This window comes from Novosphingobium chloroacetimidivorans (genome assembly GCF_014204535.1).
GTDB classification, from domain to species: Bacteria; Pseudomonadota; Alphaproteobacteria; order Sphingomonadales; family Sphingomonadaceae; genus Novosphingobium; species Novosphingobium chloroacetimidivorans.
This window is the reverse complement of sequence record NZ_JACHLR010000017.1, coordinates 22,435-40,069: the sequence shown is the minus strand read 5'-3', so window position 1 is coordinate 40,069 and position 17,635 is coordinate 22,435. Positions and strand designations below refer to the sequence as shown.

Genomic DNA, 17,635 nt, shown 5'->3' with positions numbered 1-17,635 from the left:
TTCGGCCCAAGCTGGTTTTCGAAAAAAGGGCGGTGCCGGGGGGCGCCGCCCATTTTCGTTTGTGTGCATCAGTCCTTGCGAGTGGCGCGCACACCGGGACGCTGTCACTCGCGACTGGGCCTTGCGCGTTCAGGTCGGCTCAGGACCGGCGGAGCCCGACCGAACCGCTGGGTCGGATGGGTTCGGCGAAAGGATAGCGCACCGGCTCGCCCGCCAACCTGCTAAGGCTTGGTCGAGCACATCGCTGCTCGGACCAGCGACCATGTGGCGAAGGTCAACCGCGGTTGATGTTGTCGTAGATGCGGTCGAGATAGCTGCCCAGCGCTTCGAGATCGTCCTCGCTGAAGCCCTTGAACATGCGCTTCTCGCTCTCACGGGCGATGGACGCGAGCTTCTCCAATAGCGGCTCCGCGGCGGGGGTGAGGTAGACGGCGCGGGCACGCCGATCATCGTGGCGGTCGCGACGTTCCAGCAGCCCGTCGGCACACAGCCGGTCGATCAGTCGGCCCGCCGACGCCTCGGACATCTCCAGAGCTTCGGCGATCGTGCGCTGCGTCGCCCCGGGCACGCGCGAGACGACCGCGATCATCGCCCATTGCGAGCGCGTCACGTTGAGGTTGACGACCTGGCGATCGAAGTTGTTGCGCAGCAGACGCGCGATGATCGTGAAGCGCAGGCCGATATGGCGCCGCGCCTCGTGCGCCGAATCGGTGCAAGCCGGCTCGGCGGATTGTCCCTTGGTTCCGGGCGTCAGATCGCCCGACACCGTAACGGTGCTGCTGTCCTCGTTGCTCACACGCGCTCGATGATCATGGCCGGTGCCATGCCGCCGGCGGCGCACATGGTGATCAGCGCATAGCGGCCGCCGGTGCGCTCGAGTTCGTCGAGCGCGGTGCCGATCAGGATCGCGCCGGTTGCGCCGATCGGATGACCGAGCGCGATCGATCCGCCGTTGGGGTTCACTTTGGCGCGGTCGAGGTCGAGGTCGCGGATGAACTTCTCGACGACGACGGCGAAGGCCTCGTTGATCTCGAAGACGTCGATATCGTCCTTCGTCAGGCCGGCCTTGGCCAGCACCTTCCTGGCCGCGGGAACGGGTGCGTTGAGCATCAGCGTCGGATCGTCACCGACGTTGGCGGTCGCGACGACACGGGCGCGTGGCTTGAGGCCATGCGCCTCGGCGTACTCCTTGGAGGCGAGCAGCACGCCGGCGGCGCCGTCGACAACGCCCGAGGAGATACCCGCATGGTGGAGCGGCGCGAACTCGAGGTCGGGGTACTTCTTCTTGATCAGCTCTGCGTAAGTGGGGCCGTCCTTCTCGCTCGGCATGTCGTAGAACATCTCGAACGCGGGCTTGAGCTGCGCCAGCGTCTCCTTGGTCGTCTCGGGGCGCGGATACTCTTCGTGGTCGAGGATCACGTTGCCGTCGTCGTCCTTGACCGTGATCGTCGACTTGGCGAAGCGTCCCTCGCGGATGGCGATCGCGGCGCGCCGCTGGCTTTCCGCGCCGAGCTCGTCCAGCTCCTCGCGGCCGATGCCCTCCATCGCGGCGATGGCGTCGGCGGCGACACCCTGGTTGGTCTGCGGGTGCTTGGCCTGGAGGCGGGGATTGCCGACCCCCATGCCGCCGCCGCTCATGCCGGCCTCGCGCATCTTGCCGCTATAGTAATTGACGTAGCTGAGCTGCTCGGAACCGCCGGCGATCACCAGGTCTTCCATGCCGGACATGATCTGCGCCGCTGCCAGGCTGGTGGCGGTAAGGCCCGAGCCGCAATAGCGATTGAGGTTCACGCCGCTGGCGCGCACGTCGTATCCCGCGTCCATCGCCGCCATCCGGCCGATCGCGCCGCCTTGCAGGCCCAGCGTGGCCGAGGTGCCCCAGATGATGTCGTCGACATCGGCGGTGTCCAGGTCGTTGCGCTCCTTCAGAGCGGCGAACACAGTCGCGGCGAGATGCTCCGGATGCATCGTCGAGAGCGCTCCCTTGCCCATCTTGCCAAGGCCCCGGGGGGTGCGAACGGCGTCGATGATATAGGCCTCTGCCACGGTGGTCTCCTGCGGATCTCTAGTGTGCCCGGGACATGCGAGGTGGGCGGGGAAATTGCAATCGGGCAGGGCATCGCGCATGCGATTGCTTTCAAAGGTTAGCATATTGCAACGCGACTTCGCCACAAGGATTATGCAGAGCCTCAGGGTGCGTGCGGGTTGTGCCCGGCGACTGCCCATGCCAGCGTGACGCAAACCCGCGCTACGTCGACAGCGTGGCGGGGCCAGAACGGACCAGGGGACAAGGGCTTGGGCAGCATGGCGGACAGCGGTCAGGAGGCACCGGGCGGAGCGTTCGCCCCGTTGCGCGAACCGGTGTTCCGCCGGATCTGGAGCGCCAGCCTTCTTTCCAACTTCGGGCAGCTGTTCCTTGGCGTCGGCGCGGCCTGGGAGATGACGCAGCTCAGCAACTCGGCGACCATGGTATCGCTGGTGCAGACCGCGCTGATGGTGCCGCTGATGTTCGTGACGTTGCCAGCAGGCGCCATCGCCGACATGTTCGATCGCCGGCGCATCGCCGTGTCCGGCCTCGCGTTCTCCGCCGTGATGGCCGCGGTGCTGGCGGCGATCGCGTTCATGGGTCTGACGACGCCCTGGCTGCTGCTGCTGTTCTGCGCGCTGATCGGCGCGGGCGTGGCGCTCTATTCGCCATCGTGGCAGGCCTCGATCCCCGAGCAGGTCTCGCGCGAGAATCTGCCGGCCGCCGTGGCCTTGGGCACCATCAGCTACAACGTCGCGCGCAGCTTCGGCCCGGCGCTGGGCGGCGTGATCGTGCTGGCGGCCGGAGCGCAGGCGGTGTTCGGCCTGACTTCGGTGCTGTACCTGCCGCTGCTGTTCTCGTTCGTGTTGTGGAAGCGCCGGCACGTACCTTCGCGCTTGCCGCCAGAGCGGATCGACCGGGCGATGATCGGCGGCGCTCGCTACGCGCTGCACTCGCCCGGTATCCGCACGGCGTTGACCCGCATCTTCGCCTTCGGCCTGTGCACGGCGACCGCGTCTGGCCTGGCGCCGCTCGTCGCCAAGGAACTGCTGCGCGGCGACGCCGCGATCTACGGCATCCTGTTGGGGGCGCAGGGTGTCGGCGCCGTGCTCGGCGCCTTGTTCGTCGCCCAGATCAAGCAGCGGCTGACCACCGAGTCGGCGGTGCGCCTGTTCGCCGTCGCCACGGGTCTCGCGCTGATCGTCATCGGCTTCAGCACCAACACCGTGCTGACGTGCGCGGGCTTCTTCGTCATCGGCATGAGCAACATCCTGACGGTGGCGATCCTGAACGTGACCGTGCAGATGTCGGCCCCGCGCTGGGTGACGGCGCGGGCGCTGTCGCTCTACTCCTCGGCGATCACGGCCGGGATCGGCATCGGCGCTTACGCCTGGGGCGAGATCGCGGGTGAGATCGGCGTCGCGCTCGCGTTCATCACCTCCGGAGTCGCGGTGGCGGCGACGGTGCTGCTCGGCTTCGTCCTGCCGCTGCCCGACGAGGACAGCGACACTTCCATGGTCGAGATCGGCTACGAGCCCGAAGTGGCGCTGGCGCTGACGTTGCGATCCGGCCCGATCGTCGTCGAGGTCGAGTACGACGTCGAACCGGGGCAGGCGCGCGAGTTCTACGACACGATGATGAACCTCCAGCGCGTGCGCAAGCGGCTCGGCGGCTTCGACTGGTCGCTGGCGCGCGACATCGAGAATCCGGCCCTTTGGACCGAGCGCTACCATTGTCCGACCTGGGGGGACTACTTACGCATGCGCGACCGCTACGCCGCGCCGGAGTACCAGATCCAGGCCGAGGCGGATTCCTTCAACCGGCAGCGCGGGCGCCGGGTCACCCGCCGCTTGGAGCGGCCATTCGGGTCGGTGCGCTGGAAGGCGGACTCGCTCGATCCGCAGCAGGAGACAGTCGGATACATTGGCCCGTGACAACGGCAGTGTTGCACGATCGCTGCGGCATCCACGACTTTTGACACTCGTCCAACTCGGCGCTGGATTTGTCTGCGTGGCGCGTTAGAAAAGTGGCCAAAGAGCACAATGCAAACAGGGGAGAGAGACATGCTGAAAAAGCAGCTTCGCGCGTCGACGGCATTCGGAGCCATTCTGGCTAGCACCGTTTTTGTAGCCGTTCCGGCGCTCGCACAGGCACAGGCACAGGCACAGGAAACCGCCACCAGCGACGATGACGTCATCATCGTCACCGCGCAGCGTCGTGCGGAGGCGCAGGTCGACGTGCCGATCTCCATCACCACCCTCTCGTCCGAGGCGCTGGACACGGCCAACGTCCAGCAGCTGTCGGACATCGGCAAGGTGACGCCGGCGCTGCGGTTCGACTTCGCGGGCGGCTTCTTCCAGCCCACGATCCGGGGCATCGGCACGGCGGTCACGACCTCGGGCGGCGGCGGCAACGTCGGCATCTACATCGACGGCTTCTATTCGCCCAACCCGCTGGCGGCGGACTTCGACCTGATCAGCGTCAGCAGCATCCAGGTGCTCAAGGGCCCGCAAGGCACTCTGTTCGGCCGCAATACCACCGGCGGCGCGATCCTGGTTTCCACCCGGGAGCCCAACACGACTGCCAACTCGTTCGAGGGTCGGGCCAGCTATGGCCGCTACAACGAGGCGCGGGTGGAGGGCATCGGCAACTTCGTCATCTCGGACCGGGTCGCGTTGAGCGTCGAAGGGCAGTACCGCCGCGGCGACGGATGGCAGAGGGATATCTCTACCGGCGACCGGGTCGGCGAGTACGAGAACTGGTCGGCGCGCGTCAGCCTCAAGGCCGACCTGACCGACGATGTTTCGCTGCTGTTGCGGTACAAGCATGGCGAGGTGGACGATCCCTCGCCGCTGCTGGCGTCCAGCTACGTCGGCAATGACGTCGGCCTCGGCGCGCCCTTCGGCGGCATCCCCGGCACGTTCACCACGCGCAAGAACGAGATCGCGTCGGGTAATGTGCCCGAGTTCTTCCGGAGCAACTCCGACTCGCTGCAGGCGACGCTCACGGTGGACCTCGGCTTCGCGAACCTGACCTCCTACACGCAGTATCGCAACGAGCGGGTCTCAGCCTCGCAGGATCTGGACTACTCGGGTGTCGAGCTCGCCACCGCGGCACAGCGCGCCGCGCGTGGCATCCCGCCGACAGCCTCGGTCGGGTTCCAGCTGGGCTTGCCGAACCGGAACCAGACCTGGAGCCAGGAACTGCTGCTGACCTCGAAGACGGGGACGCGGCTGCAGTGGACTGCCGGCCTGTTCTACTTCGAGAACACAGACCGGTACATCACCGGCATCGACAACTTCGGCACCGCCAATCGCATCCGCCTCGGTGGATCGAGCACGACCGTGCGCAGCTATGCCGCCTTCGCCGATGCCACGTACGAAATCACCCCCAAGCTCTTCCTGACGGGCGGCGTGCGATACGCCTACGACAAGGTGGACGACGCCTACTACAACACCCGGTTTCTCAACCCGGCACCTGTCGCGCTTCCCAACGGTACGTTCTGCTCAGCCGATGGCGGGCGCGTCTACCTCAAGGAATGCGATCCGGGCGCGATCGATTTCGCCAACAGCGGCCGCCTGACGCCGCGCGCCGTGATCCGCTACAAGCCCGACGAGCGATCGAGCATCTATGCCTCGTTCACGCGTGGCTACAAGGCGGCGGTCGTCGACGTGGGTGGCTCGTGCCAGAACCCGCCCTTCGTTTGCAGCCGGGTCAGCCCGGAATCGGTCAACGCCTACGAAATCGGCGCCAAGTACGAGAAGCCCGGCTTCTCACTCGAAGCGGCGGGTTTCTATTACGATTACAAGGATCTGCAGATCTCGATCTTCGAGGCTGGCACGGCGCGGATCGTCAACGCCGCCCAGTCCGAGATCTACGGACTGGAGGGCGCGGCGCATGTCCGGCCCGTGCAGGGGCTTCAGCTGTCGGCGGGCGCTTCTTGGGTGCATGCGCGCTACAAGGATTTCAACAACGCACCGATCTACACGCCCTGCTCGGCGCTGGGCGCCGCGACGGTGGCGACGTGCAATGCCAACGGCATCTCGTTCCTGGTGCTGGGCCAGAATCTCGACAACGTGACGATGCAGCGCACTCCGGAGTTCACCGGCTACATCGGCGCACGCTATGCGACCGAGGTGGCAAGTGGCGAACTGGCGCTGTCGGGCAACCTGTCCTACTCGTCGAGCTTCTTCTTCGGACCGTCGGGTACCCAGTTCAGGCAAGGCGGGTACGAGACGCTGTCGCTGCGCGCACAGTGGACCGCGCCGGACGATCGCTGGTATCTGGCGGCCTACGGCGACAACGTCACCAACAGCCGCTACCTGACGCAGGTGCAATACTCCAACTTCGGCATCGGCTCGAACTGGAGCAAGCCGACCACGTTCGGCGGCGAGGTCGGCTTCAAGTTCTGATTGGAAACCGGTGTTCCCAGGCGGGTATTGTCCGGAACGCAGCGACTCGCGACAACAATGCACGGCGCCGGAGGGGGACTGCCCGTTCCGGCGCTTTGCGCCGTTCCCGCGCTTCGCACAGGGCCAAAGAGCCGTCGAGGAGAGCCTGACATGACCGAGCGCCGCAAGTATCGCGTGATCCAGTGGGCAACCGGCAACATCGGTAGCCGTGCCCTGCGCAGCGTGATCGAGCATCCCGAGATGGAGCTTGTCGGCCTATGGGTCAGTTCCGATGGCAAAGTCGGCAAGGACGCGGGCGAACTTGCGGGGCTGGATCAGGTCACTGGGATCCACGCGACCAATGCGGCCTCCGATCTCATCGCGCTCGACGCCGATTGCGTGCTCTACATGCGCCAGGGCACCGACTGGGACGAGCTGACCGCGATCCTCGCGTCAGGCAAGAACGTCGTCACCACGCGCGGCGACTTTCACCATCCGGCGATGATAGCGCCCGAAAACCGAGCGCGGGTGGAAGAGGCCTGCCGGAAGGGGCAGACGTCGATCTATAGCACGGGATCGAGCCCGGGCTTCGTGACCGAAGCGCTGACGATCCCGCTGCTCTCGCTCGCGCGCCGGCACGATCTCATCACCATCGACGAATACGCCGATGTATCGAGCCGCAATTCGCCCGACATGCTGTTCAAGATCATGGGCTTTGGGGAGCCCGTCGGCCCCTACGACCAGCGCCGCGCGGAGCACCTGAAGGGCGACTTCGGCAGCTCGCTCTCGCAGATCGGCGAGGCGATCGGCCTGCCTGTCGACGAGATCGACGCGTTCGGCGAAGTCTCGGCCACCAGGGAAACGCTGCAGATCGCCGCCGGTACGGTCATGGCCGGCACGGTCGGCGCCATGCGCACGACGATCACCTGCAAGCACCAGGGCCGCCCGGTGCTGCGTTTCCGCGCCAATTGGTACGTCACCACCGACATCACCGACGCAGGATGGAACCTGCGCGATTCGGGTTGGCGCATCCGGACCGAAGGCGACACCCCGGTGCTGGTCGACATCCACTTTCCGGTGCCCGAGGAGGACTACGCCGCCTTCACGCCTGGCCTTACGGCGCATCGCCCGGTCAATGCGATCGCTGCCGTCTGCGCCGCCGAGCCGGGCATTCGCACGACGGTGGACCTGCCGCAGATCGTTCCGGTGTTCGCCTGAACGCCGCAGGCTTGCCCGCGCGCCGTTACCTGCGCGGGGGCAAAGCTGCGGTGGAAGTCGCCGCATCGCCGCCGAGCACGCGATACAGCGTGATCCGGTTGTTCGCCTGCGCCAGGCGGGTGGCGATTTCGGACTGCTGCGCGCCATAGAGGCTGCGCTGCGCATCGAGGCTGGCGAGGAAGCTGTCGACCCCGCCACGGTAGCGCGCTTCGGTCAGCTTGGCGGTGTCGGCGGCGGCGGCGGTATTGGCGGAGGCGGCGCGCAGGCGCTCGCCGATCGTGCCCTGTTCGGCAAGTGCGTCCGAGACCTCGCGGAACGCCACCTGGATCGCGCGCTCGTAGCTGGCCAAGGCGGCGTCGCGCTGGGCACGGCTGACTTCCACGTTGGCCAGGCGTCCGCCTGCATTGAACAGCGAGTACGAGGCATCCGCCCCCGCCGACCAGTTGAACGCCCCGCCGCTGAACAGCGAGCCCAGCGCGTTGCTCGCCACGCCGAGCAGCCCCGTCAGGGAGATCGAGGGGAACAGCTGAGCCCGGGCGACACCGATGTCGGCATTGGCGGCGCGCAGCTGGTACTCGGCCTCGACCACGTCGGGACGGCGCAGCAGGACTTGCGAGCTGGTGCCGGCGGGCAGGGTGGCAAGCGTCTGGTTCACTTGCGCGATGCCGGCAGGCAGCAGGGACTGGTCGAACTCCGCCCCGACCAGCAGGCGCATGACGTTGGCGTCCTGCGCCAGCGCCGTTTTCTGCTGGGCCAGGTCGCCGCGCGCGGTTTCCAGGATCTGCTCGGCCTGACGCAAGTCGGTGCGCGGCGCAATCCCGCCCTTGAGGCGCGCGCTGGTCAGCTCGACGCTGCGCTGCGCGTTTGCGGCGGTCGCCTCGGCCAGCTTGAGCAAGTCGACGTCGGAGCCATATGTCGCCCAGGTTTGCGCAAGGTCGGCGATCAGGCCGAGCCGCACGGTCCGGGCCGTCGCTTCGGTCGCCAGAGCGGTGTTGCGCTGGGACTCGGTGGCGTTGGCGTAGCGGCCGAAGAAGTCGAGCTCGAAGCTGGAGACCCCGCCTTGCAGCCCGTAGGACCAGCCGCTGCCCGATCCGCGCGTGGTCGTGCCCGTGCCGGCTCCAGTACCGACATTGTTCGTGCTGGTACTACCGCGATCCGTATACGTCGCCGAGCCGCTGACACCGATGGCCGGGAACTGGTCGGCGCGGATCACGCGCACTTGCGCCCGCGCGGCCGCGAGGTTGGCGGCGGCGACGCGTATGTCGCGGTTGTTGTCCAGCGCCTGCGCGATCAGCTGCTGCAGGCGCGGGTCGCGGAAGATCTCGGTGTAGGAGACGACCGGCAGGCTGGCTTCGCTCTGCAGGAGATAGGCGTCACCCGCGGGCCAGGTTTGCGGCACCGGCGGAGTCGGTGCCACGTACTTGGGCGCAAGCGAGCAGGCGCCGAGCGCCAGGGCGGAGGCCATCGACACGGCAAGGCGAAGACGCATCATGCCGGCTCTCCATCGGCATCGCCTGGCGCTTTGCCAGCTGCCTCGTCCCGGCTGCTGCGGTAGGGTGCGATGCGTTCGCGCGCTGCGCGCAGTCCGTCGCGCACGCCCCGGCGGACGAGCACGAAGAACAGCGGGATATAGAAGAGCGCCAGGATCGTCGCGGTCAGCATGCCGCCGATCACCGCCGTGCCGATCGCGACGCGGCTGTTGGCGCCGGCGCCGGTCGCCAGGGCGAGTGGCAGCACGCCGAAGATGAACGCGAAGCTGGTCATCAGGATCGGGCGCAGGCGGATCCGCGCCGCTTCGACGGCGGCTTCGATCACGCGCTTGCCCTGCTTCTCCGCCTGTTCGGCGAACTCGATCATCAGGATTGCGTTCTTGGCGGCAAGACCCATCGTGGTGAGCAGGCCGATCTGCAGATAAACGTCGTTCTCCAGCCCGCGCAGCGTCACCGCGAAGATCGCGCCGACAAGGCCCAGCGGGATCACCAGCAGTACGGCGACCGGGATCGACCAGCTCTCGTAAAGCGCAGCCAGGCACAGGAACACGACCAGCAGCGAAAGGCCATAAAGCAGCGGGCCCTGACCGGAACTCAGCCGCTCCTGGAACGACGTACCGGCCCAGGCGACACCGGTGCCGGGGATCTTGGAGGCGAGGTCCTCCATGATGTCCATCGCCGTGCCCGAGCTGATGCCCGGCGCAGCCTGTCCCGAGATCTCGTAGGAGGCGATGCCGTTGAACCGCGAGGTGGTGCTGGGCACCGTGGACCAGCCGGTGCGCGCGAAGGCGGAGAAGGGCGCCATCGCCCCGCTGCTGGACCGCACGTACCATTGCGCGAGGTCTTCGGGCCGCATGCGATAGGGTGCGTCGCCTTGGACGTAGACGCGCTTGACGCGGCCCTTGTCGATGAAGTCGTTGACGTATCGGCCGCCCCAGGCGGTCGCCAGCGTGTTGTTCACGTCGGCCGGGGTGATGCCATAGGCGGTGACGCGCTGCGGATCGACGTCGATGCGCAGGGTCGAGACATCGGGCAAGTCGCTCAGCCGCACGCCGGTCAGCCGCTGATCGGCCGTCGCCGCCGCCAGCAGCTTGTCGCGCGCCTCCAGGAACTTCTCGCGCGGCATGCCGCTGGTGTTCTGCAGCTCCATGGTGAAGCCCGACGACTGACCCAGTCCACGCACCGCGCCCGGAACCAGCGCGAACACCTGCGCATCGCGCAGCACCCGGAGCGAGCGCGAGGCGCGCTCGACGATGCCGTTGGCGCTGTTCTCCTCGCCCTTGCGCTCGGCCCAGTCCTTGAGCTTGACGAAGCCGTTGCCGGTGTTCTGCCCCGCCGCACCCTGGCCGCCGCCCGCCACGGTGAACATTACATCGACGTTCGCCTTTTCCTGGGTGAGGAAATAGCGCTCGATCTCACGCTGCACCTTCTGCGTCTGGCCGAGGGTCGTGCCGGCGGGCAAGCGGAACTGGACGTTGACGGTGCCCTGGTCTTCGGTCGGCAGGAAGCCGCTGGGAAGGCGGAAGAACAGGATCGCCATGATCGCGACGATCGCGGCGTAGATCAGCAGGAAGATCCACTTGCGGTCGACCACGCGGGTGACGGTGTTGGCGTAGCGATCGCTCAACCGATCGAAGCCGTGGTTGAACCATTCGCTCAGGCGGACCAGTCGATCTCCGACCGCGGGAAAGCGCCGGCGCAGGAGGCCGGGGCGCTTTTCCTCGCTCTTGGCCTTGAGCAGCGTCGCGGTCAGCGCCGGGCTGAGGATCAGCGCGACCAGCACGGACAGGACCATCGCGGTGATGACGGTGAGCGAGAACTGGCGGTAGATCACGCCCGTCGATCCGCCGAAGAACGCCATCGGCAGGAACACGGCCGATAGCACCAGGGCGATGGCGACCAGCGCCACGGTCAGCTCGTCCATCGACTTGATGGTCGCTTCGCGCGGGGTCATGCCGGGGTTCTCGTCCAGCAGGCGCTCGACGTTCTCGACCACGACGATCGCATCGTCGACCAGCAGGCCGATCGCGAGGACCAGCCCGAACAGCGTCAGCGTGTTGATCGAGAACCCGACGACATAGAACACCGCGAACGTGCCCAGCAGCACCACCGGAACCGCGATCGTCGGGATCAAGGTGGCGCGCCAGCTTTGCAGGAACACGAACATGACGACCACGACGAGCGCGATCGCCTCCAGCAGCGCCTTCTGTACTTCCTCGACCGAGAGCTTGATGAACGCGGTCGTGTCGCTGCCGTAGACGTGCTTGAGGCCCTCGGGCATGCTGCGGGTCAGCTCGTTCATTCGCGCCTTGACCGCTTCGGCGGTGCGCAGCGCGTCGGCGCCGGGCGAGAGCGAGATCGAGATGCCGGCGCCTGGGTGCCCGTTCACCCGGCTGACCACGCCATAGTTGTCGGCGCCGATCTCTACGCGCGCGACATCGCCCACGGTGACGGTCGAGCCGTCGGGCTGGGTCTTGAGCACGATGGCGCGGAACTGCTCGGGCGTCTGCAGCCGCGACTGCGCGGTCACGGTGGCATTGAGCGCCTGCTCCGCGGGGGATGGCGTGCCGCCCACTTCGCCGGCCGCGACTTCGGTGTTCTGCGCCTGCACGGCGGTGATGACATCGCCGGGCATCAGGGCCACGGCGGCCAGCTTGCGCGGGTCGAGCCAGATCCGCATCGCGTGCGGCGCGCCGAACACGTTGACCTCGCCCACCCCGTCCACGCGCGAAAGCGGGTCCTGGATGGTCGAAGTGAGATAGTCGGAGACGTCCTGGTTCGAGCGCGTGTCGGTCGAATCATAGACCGCCGCCAGCATCAGCTGGTCGGGGTTGGACTTGGTGACGCGCACGCCCTGCTGCTGCACTTGCTGCGGCAGCCGGGCGATGGCGCTCTGGATCTGGTTCTGGACCTGGACCTGGGCGATATCGGGATCGGTGCCCTTGGCGAAGGTGACGTTGATCGTCGCCCGGCCGCGGTTCGACGATTGCGAGCTGAAATAAAGCAGGCCGTCGATGCCGGAGAGCTGCTGCTCCAGCACCTGGGTCACGCTGTTCTCGATCGCTTCGGCCTGGGCCCCCGGATAAGTCGCCTGGATGTTGACCTGCACCGGCGCGATGTCCGGATATTCCTGATTCGGCAGCAGCGTCAGCGCGCCGGCGCCGGCGAGCATGACGATGATGGCGAGCACCCAGGCGAAGATCGGCCGGTCGATGAAGATGCGTGACATCGGGCGGTCAGCTACCCTGCTTGGGGTTCGCGCCCTGGCCTGATCCGCCGCCCGCGCCACCGCGCGGTGCCTTGGTCGTATCCTGCGGCGCATTGGCCGGCACCGGCACGATCGGCGCGCCGTGCTTCAGGCCATTGAGACCCTGCAGGATGATGCGGTCGCCGCGGGCGAGGCCCGAGGTGACGACCCAGCTCGCCCCATACGTCCGAGTGGCGACAACCTTGCGGCGCGCGGCCTTGTTGCCCCCCGCCTTGTCTTTGGGGCCGACGAGCATCACGTAAGCCGATCCGTCGAAATCGTGGAGCACGGCCTGCTGAGGCACGAGGAAGGCGTTGGTTTCGATCGCCTGGTTGAACACCGCGTTGACGAAGGTGCCCGGTAGCAGCGTGCCTTGCGGGTTGGGGAAGCGGGCGCGTAGGGTGACGGTGCCGGTCTCCTGGTTGACCGTGACTTCGGAGAACTGGACGGTGCCGGTCTGCGGATAGTCGCTGCCGTCGTCCAGCTTGAGCGTCACTTGCGTGCTGCCGGCGTCGAGCCCGCCGCTGCGCAGCTTGCGACGCAGGGTTGAAAGGTCTGCGGCCGACTGCTGCATGTCGACGAACATCGGATCGGTGCGCTGGATGATCGCCAGCGGGGTTTCCTGGCTGTTGCTGGCCAGCCCGCCGACGGTGACGAGCGAGCGGCCGATCCGCCCGCTGATCGGCGCGGGCACGGTGGTGAAGCGCAAGTTGACGCGCGCGGTTTCCAGCGCCGCGGCGTTCTGCGCCACCGTGGCGCGGGCGACGCGGGCCTGCGCGGCGGCATCGGTATAGTCCTGCGCGGCCACGGCCTGGATCTCGGCAAGCGGCTTGAGCCGCTGCGCCCGCACGACGGCCGCGTCGGCACTGGCGCGCGCGCTGGCCACGTTCGCCTGCGCCTGGTTCACGCTGGCGCGGTAGAGGCTGGGATCGATCTGGAACAGCGGCTCCCCGGCGCGCACGTAGCTGCCCTCGGTGAACAGGCGCCGCTGGATCACGCCGGCGACTTGCGGTCTCACCTCGCTGGTTTCGAAGGCGACGGTGCGGCCGCCCAGCGTCACCGGTTGCGGCACGGCGCTTGGCGCGGCGACGATGAAGCCGACCTTGGGCGGTGGGCGCTGGCCCTTGCCCTCATCCTCCGACTTGCCACAGCCCGCGAGCAGCACGGCGCCCATGAGAGCAAGCACGGGAACGAGGCCGCGCACGGTGTTCCGGCGCGGGCCGAGGGTTGGGCAAGCTGACGTCAAATCTATCGCCTTGGTCCTAATGGTCGATGCGGACTATCCGACCTTTGTTCACACCGGCAAGAAGCGATCTCGCAAACGCGACATTTTGCGACGGGATTGCCCTTCGGGGACGTAGTGCGGCCGTCTTGAAGGAGACCGGTGTCGCCGTCGGGTGCTGTGGGGCTCGGAAACGGGGCCGGGTCGTCAAGCCGGCGCACCGGCGGGTTCGGGCTTCGCCTCATCTTCGTCCGGGTCGCGCCCGTGCAAGCGGTCGAGCGTGCGCATGATCGGGGTTACCGTCAGCCCGTGCAGCAGGATCGAAAGCAGCGCGACCAGTCCGACGATCGCCCACAGCCGGTCGCCTTCCGCGAACTTGCCGTGGTTGAGCGCATAGGCCAGGTAATAGAAAGAGCCGACCCCGCGTATGCCGAAAAAGGCGAGGGTCAGGCGCTCCGACAGGTCCGCCTTCAAGCCGATCATCGCGATCATGCCGGCGATCGGCCGCACCGCCAGGATGATCGCGATCGCGGCGAGCCAGTCCTGCCAGCGGAGCGGCGCCAACATGCCACCGACCACCGCCCCGCCGAACAGGATCAGCAGCACCATCATCGCGATGCGCTCCACCTGCTCGGTCAGCGCGTGCATCTGGTAATTGAAGTCGTGATCGCGGTGCGAGCGCCGCAGCGCCAGAGCGGTCACGAAGACGGCGAGGAAGCCGTAGCAATCCAGGATCTCCGCCACACCATAGGAGATGAAGGTGGCGGCGATGGCGATCAGCCCGTCGCCGGTCTGGGCCAGCTTGGTTTCGGCGGGCACATGAAAGGTCAGCCAACCGAACATCTTGCCGATCAGCCAGCCGACGATGATGCCGACCGCGATCTCCCATATCACGCTGTGCAGGACCCATTCCTGCAGCCAGGGCTTGCCTGTGCTGGCCGCGAGTGCGAGCGCCAGCGCGAGATTGACGAACGGGAACGCCAGGCCGTCGTTCAGCCCGGCTTCGGAAGTAAGGCCGAAGCGCACCTCGTCCTCTTCGCCGCACTTGGGCGGGCCGACCTGGACGTCGGCGGCAAGAACCGGGTCGGTCGGCGCAAGCGCCGCGCCAAGCAGCAGCGCCGCGGTCCAGCTCAGGCCCAGGCCCCAGCCTGCGATCAGGGTGATGGCGGCGATGCTCAGCGGCATGGTAACGGCGAGCAGCCTCCAGGTGACGCCCCAGCGGTGCCATTTGAACGTGCGGTCGAGCTTCAACCCGGCGCCCATGAGCGCGATGATCACGACGAACTCGGTCAGCCGCTCGGTGACCTTGGGCATGTCCATCGGCATCGGCCGAAAGCCGACTGCGGGAAGCGAGAAGACCAGGGCGCCGATGCCGATGCAGATGATCGGCAATGACAGCGGCAGCCGCTTCAACGCGAGTGGCAGCCAGGCCACCAGCGCGATCAGAAAGCCCGCGCCGGCCAGCCAGAGGATATAGGGTTCGGGCAGCGACAAGCCGAGCATGTGAGACGCAACGGCTACCGCAGTGCAGCGTTCCGAAGTTATTTCAGCATGATGAACCGGCGGCCGGGAGCGCGGTGGTGCGCTCAGCAGTTCCGTCGCCAACTTCGGCCAGACGCCGATGCCGCGACTGTTCTTCCATCACTGCGGAATGGCGAACTCGAGAGCTGTCCGGCACGCGATCTCCCCGAAGCGGGAGCTCAAGGAAAGACGCGAAAGCTGGAAGGAAGTGGTGCCCGGGGACGGAATCGAACCGCCGACACCATGATTTTCAGTCATGTGCTCTACCAACTGAGCTACCCGGGCATCGCTTCGGCGGCGGCCCCGAGAGGCCGGCGAGCGATTGGAGAGGCGCCTATGGCGAAGGCGATCCAGCTTGGCAACCCCGATTTTCGGCACTCGATCTTTCGCACCTGATCGCGGGATTGCCGGGCGGCCGCTTCAATCTTCGTCCGCTTCGGCCGGCGGCGCGGCGCGGCCGGGAACGGCGTAGCCTTCGTCGAGCCACTGCAGCAGGTCGCGGTCGCGGCAACGGGTGGAGCAGAACGGGCTGTGCTCGGGCACACGGGGCTTGCGGCAGATGGGGCAGGGGCGATCGGTGCGACTCATGATGCAAGTGCCTGCGCGAAGCCGCCGAGCGGTGCAAGCGTGGCATCGGCTTGCCACGTTATGGTGCGACCGGTGCGTTTTGCGGCCTCCTCGCGCCAGCCTGGCTCGACCGCGGCAATCACCCGCGGATGCGCCAGCGCCAGGAGCAAGCCGGGGCGGGTTTCGTCCTCCAGGCGGCGCAGCAGGAGCAGGGCGCCCGCGCGCCAGGGGTCGTGCTGGACCATGGCCAGCAGCGAGGGGCGCTCCAGCCGCGACACGATCTGCACGAAGCCGAAGCCGTTAATCGCCGTGCGCTGGTGCGGCCAGCTTGCCAGCGCATCGGCCAGCGTCTCGTCGAGCGCGCGGCGATCTTCGCGACTCTCGATCGAGGGGAAGTCGATGCCGATCGAGCCCGCGAGGTCGAGCCGGCCGATCGCACCGGCGATCGCCGGGACTGCAGCGCGGGCCAGCGCGGCGGGCGGGAGAGTGCCATCGATATCGATCAGCGTCATCGCCGGGGTGGGGCTGAGCACGAGGCTGCCGCCGGGAAAAGTCACAATGCCATCGAGTGCTTCGCCCAGCAGCTCGGGCCAGGGATCCTCGGGAAAGCGGCGCACGGTGCGCACCGGAACACCCGTGTTGCGCAAGGCATCGGCAAGCGTGGGCGCCGCGCGCGACGGCGCGTCCGTCGCTCGGACTTGCGCGCGCTTGAACCGGCCTTTCTCGGCCAGCCGCGCGCGGGTGACCTGTACGCGCAAGGCGGCGCCTTCGCGGGCGTCGGAGGGCAAGCCGTCGACCAGCGCCTCCTCGCCCGTGTCGAACAGGACGGTGCCGCGCCTCGCGCGGCTGGTGCGCGCGATCAGCCTGGCTTCGGCGATCAGTCCTGCGGTGAGGCCGTCATGGCGCTGGCAGCGCGCGGCAAGGATCTCGCTCGCGTCGACCAGGACCGCGCGATCCTCGCCGATGCCGTGTTCGACCAGCCACGCTCGCCCCGTCACGCTCGCCCCGTCACGCTGGCCCAGTCACTTAGGCGATCGCGAACCCGGCGGCGCGCAGCAAGGCGCGCGTCTCGAACAAGGGCAGCCCGACTACGCCCGAATGGCTGCCGGAAATCCAGGCGATTAGCCCTTCGGCGGCGCCCTGGATGGCGTAGCCACCGGCCTTGCCCTCCCACTCGCCACCGGCGAGATAGGCGGCGATCTCCTCGCGGCTGAGCTGCTTGAAGCGTACCACGGTTTCCGACAAACGCTCACGCACGGTGCCGTCCGGCGCGCGCAGCGCCACGGCGGACAGGACGCGATGGCGCCGGCCGGAGAGCAGTTCCAGGCAGGCGCGTGCAGTCGCCTCGTCCTCGGCCTTGGGAAGGATGCGCCGACCGACCGCGACCACGGTATCGCCCGCCAATACGCACGCGGTTTCGCTTTCCACGGCCGCCGCCTTTTCGCGTGCCATGCGCCGGGCATAGGCACGGGGCTCCTCACGCGGCGCGGGAGTCTCGTCGATGTCGGCAGCGGACACTGCATCGGCCGTCAGCCCGAGACGTCCCAGCAACTCTCGCCGCCGCGGACTGGCAGAGGCCAGGATCAGCCGGGGCGACGCAGCGAGGGGCGATGCAGGTGCCGACATGGAGTTCGCGGCTGCCGCGGGAGCGTTCACGTCGCAGGCGTCGGATCGGACGTCAGGGATCAGTAGGCGCCAGGTCCGGGGCCGCCGCGACCGGGCATGAACCGGTAGGTGATGCGTGCCTTCGTCAGGTCGTAGGGGGTCAGCTCGCACAGCACCTCATCGCCGACAAGCACGCGAATGCGGTTCTTGCGCATCTTGCCGGCCGTGTGGCCGAGCACTTCGTGGCCGTTTTCCAGCTCCACCCGGAACATCGCGTTGGGTAGCAGCTCGACTACCTTGCCGCGCATCTCGAGGAGTTCTTCTTTCGCCATCGGCGATCAGTTTCCG

13 protein-coding genes and 1 tRNA gene are annotated in these 17,635 nt (G+C 67.5%); 3 read left to right on the top strand and 11 right to left on the bottom strand.

Features of this window, described 5'->3' with window-relative positions:
* Positions 1–274: 274 nt before the first annotated feature.
* Together HNO88_RS17035 and HNO88_RS17030 are read right to left on the bottom strand one after the other, a co-directional pair.
* Positions 275–796: a MarR family winged helix-turn-helix transcriptional regulator gene (locus HNO88_RS17035; protein ID WP_312857103.1), complete on the bottom strand. Its 522-nt coding sequence runs from the start codon at positions 794–796 to the stop codon at positions 275–277.
* Complete coding sequence (locus tag HNO88_RS17030) at positions 793–2,046, bottom strand: acetyl-CoA C-acetyltransferase (RefSeq protein ID WP_184248327.1); 1,254 nt, start codon at positions 2,044–2,046, stop codon at positions 793–795. Before HNO88_RS17030 ends, HNO88_RS17035 begins: the two co-directional genes overlap by 4 nt.
* A 258-nt stretch (positions 2,047–2,304) precedes the next feature.
* On the opposite strand from HNO88_RS17030, the gene HNO88_RS17025 reads away from it, so the two are divergent.
* The 3 genes from HNO88_RS17025 to HNO88_RS17015 all read left to right on the top strand — a co-directional run bounded on the left by HNO88_RS17025 (position 2,305) and on the right by HNO88_RS17015 (position 7,635).
* Positions 2,305–3,960, top strand: coding sequence for an MFS transporter (locus tag HNO88_RS17025; RefSeq protein WP_184248324.1), 1,656 nt, complete (start codon positions 2,305–2,307; stop codon positions 3,958–3,960).
* A gap of 129 nt (positions 3,961–4,089) precedes the next feature.
* Positions 4,090–6,438, top strand: coding sequence for a TonB-dependent receptor (locus tag HNO88_RS17020; RefSeq protein ID WP_184248320.1), 2,349 nt, complete (start codon positions 4,090–4,092; stop codon positions 6,436–6,438).
* Positions 6,439–6,588: 150 nt separating this feature from the next.
* Positions 6,589–7,635, top strand: coding sequence for an NAD(P)H-dependent amine dehydrogenase family protein (locus HNO88_RS17015; RefSeq protein ID WP_184248316.1), 1,047 nt, complete (start codon positions 6,589–6,591; stop codon positions 7,633–7,635).
* A gap of 25 nt (positions 7,636–7,660) precedes the next feature.
* Here HNO88_RS17015 and HNO88_RS17010 read toward each other — a convergent pair whose 3' ends face one another.
* The 9 genes from HNO88_RS17010 to infA form a co-directional block, all read right to left on the bottom strand.
* Positions 7,661–9,127 carry an efflux transporter outer membrane subunit gene (locus tag HNO88_RS17010; protein WP_376768784.1) on the bottom strand — a complete coding sequence of 489 codons (1,467 nt, stop codon included), beginning with the start codon at positions 9,125–9,127 and terminating at the stop codon, positions 7,661–7,663.
* Entirely contained in the window at positions 9,124–12,354 is a 3,231-nt protein-coding gene (locus tag HNO88_RS17005; RefSeq protein ID WP_184248313.1) for an efflux RND transporter permease subunit, read from the bottom strand. The genes HNO88_RS17010 and HNO88_RS17005 overlap by 4 nt, the downstream gene beginning before the upstream one ends.
* Positions 12,355–12,361: 7 nt before the next feature.
* Positions 12,362–13,546 carry an efflux RND transporter periplasmic adaptor subunit gene (locus HNO88_RS17000; RefSeq protein ID WP_184248480.1) on the bottom strand — a complete coding sequence of 395 codons (1,185 nt, stop codon included), beginning with the start codon at positions 13,544–13,546 and terminating at the stop codon, positions 12,362–12,364.
* 255 nt (positions 13,547–13,801) lie between these two features.
* The gene (locus tag HNO88_RS16995) at positions 13,802–15,097 is read right to left on the bottom strand and encodes a cation:proton antiporter (RefSeq protein WP_184248309.1); all 1,296 of its coding nucleotides are present in this window, start codon (positions 15,095–15,097) and stop codon (positions 13,802–13,804) included.
* Positions 15,098–15,324: 227 nt separating this feature from the next.
* Positions 15,325–15,400: transfer RNA gene (locus HNO88_RS16990), tRNA-Phe, on the bottom strand.
* A 135-nt stretch (positions 15,401–15,535) separates the two neighbouring features.
* Positions 15,536–15,703 (bottom strand): DNA gyrase inhibitor YacG, encoded by a 168-nt coding sequence (locus HNO88_RS16985; RefSeq protein WP_184248306.1) that lies wholly within the window; start codon positions 15,701–15,703, stop codon positions 15,536–15,538.
* Positions 15,700–16,680 carry an Rne/Rng family ribonuclease gene (locus tag HNO88_RS16980; protein WP_184248302.1) on the bottom strand — a complete coding sequence of 327 codons (981 nt, stop codon included), beginning with the start codon at positions 16,678–16,680 and terminating at the stop codon, positions 15,700–15,702. The genes HNO88_RS16985 and HNO88_RS16980 overlap by 4 nt, the downstream gene beginning before the upstream one ends.
* A gap of 28 nt (positions 16,681–16,708) precedes the next feature.
* Positions 16,709–17,308 carry a Maf family protein gene (locus tag HNO88_RS16975; protein WP_184248299.1) on the bottom strand — a complete coding sequence of 200 codons (600 nt, stop codon included), beginning with the start codon at positions 17,306–17,308 and terminating at the stop codon, positions 16,709–16,711.
* Between the two features lie 59 nt (positions 17,309–17,367).
* Positions 17,368–17,619: a translation initiation factor IF-1 gene (gene infA, locus HNO88_RS16970; RefSeq protein WP_159869383.1), complete on the bottom strand. Its 252-nt coding sequence runs from the start codon at positions 17,617–17,619 to the stop codon at positions 17,368–17,370.
* Positions 17,620–17,635 lie beyond the last annotated feature (16 nt).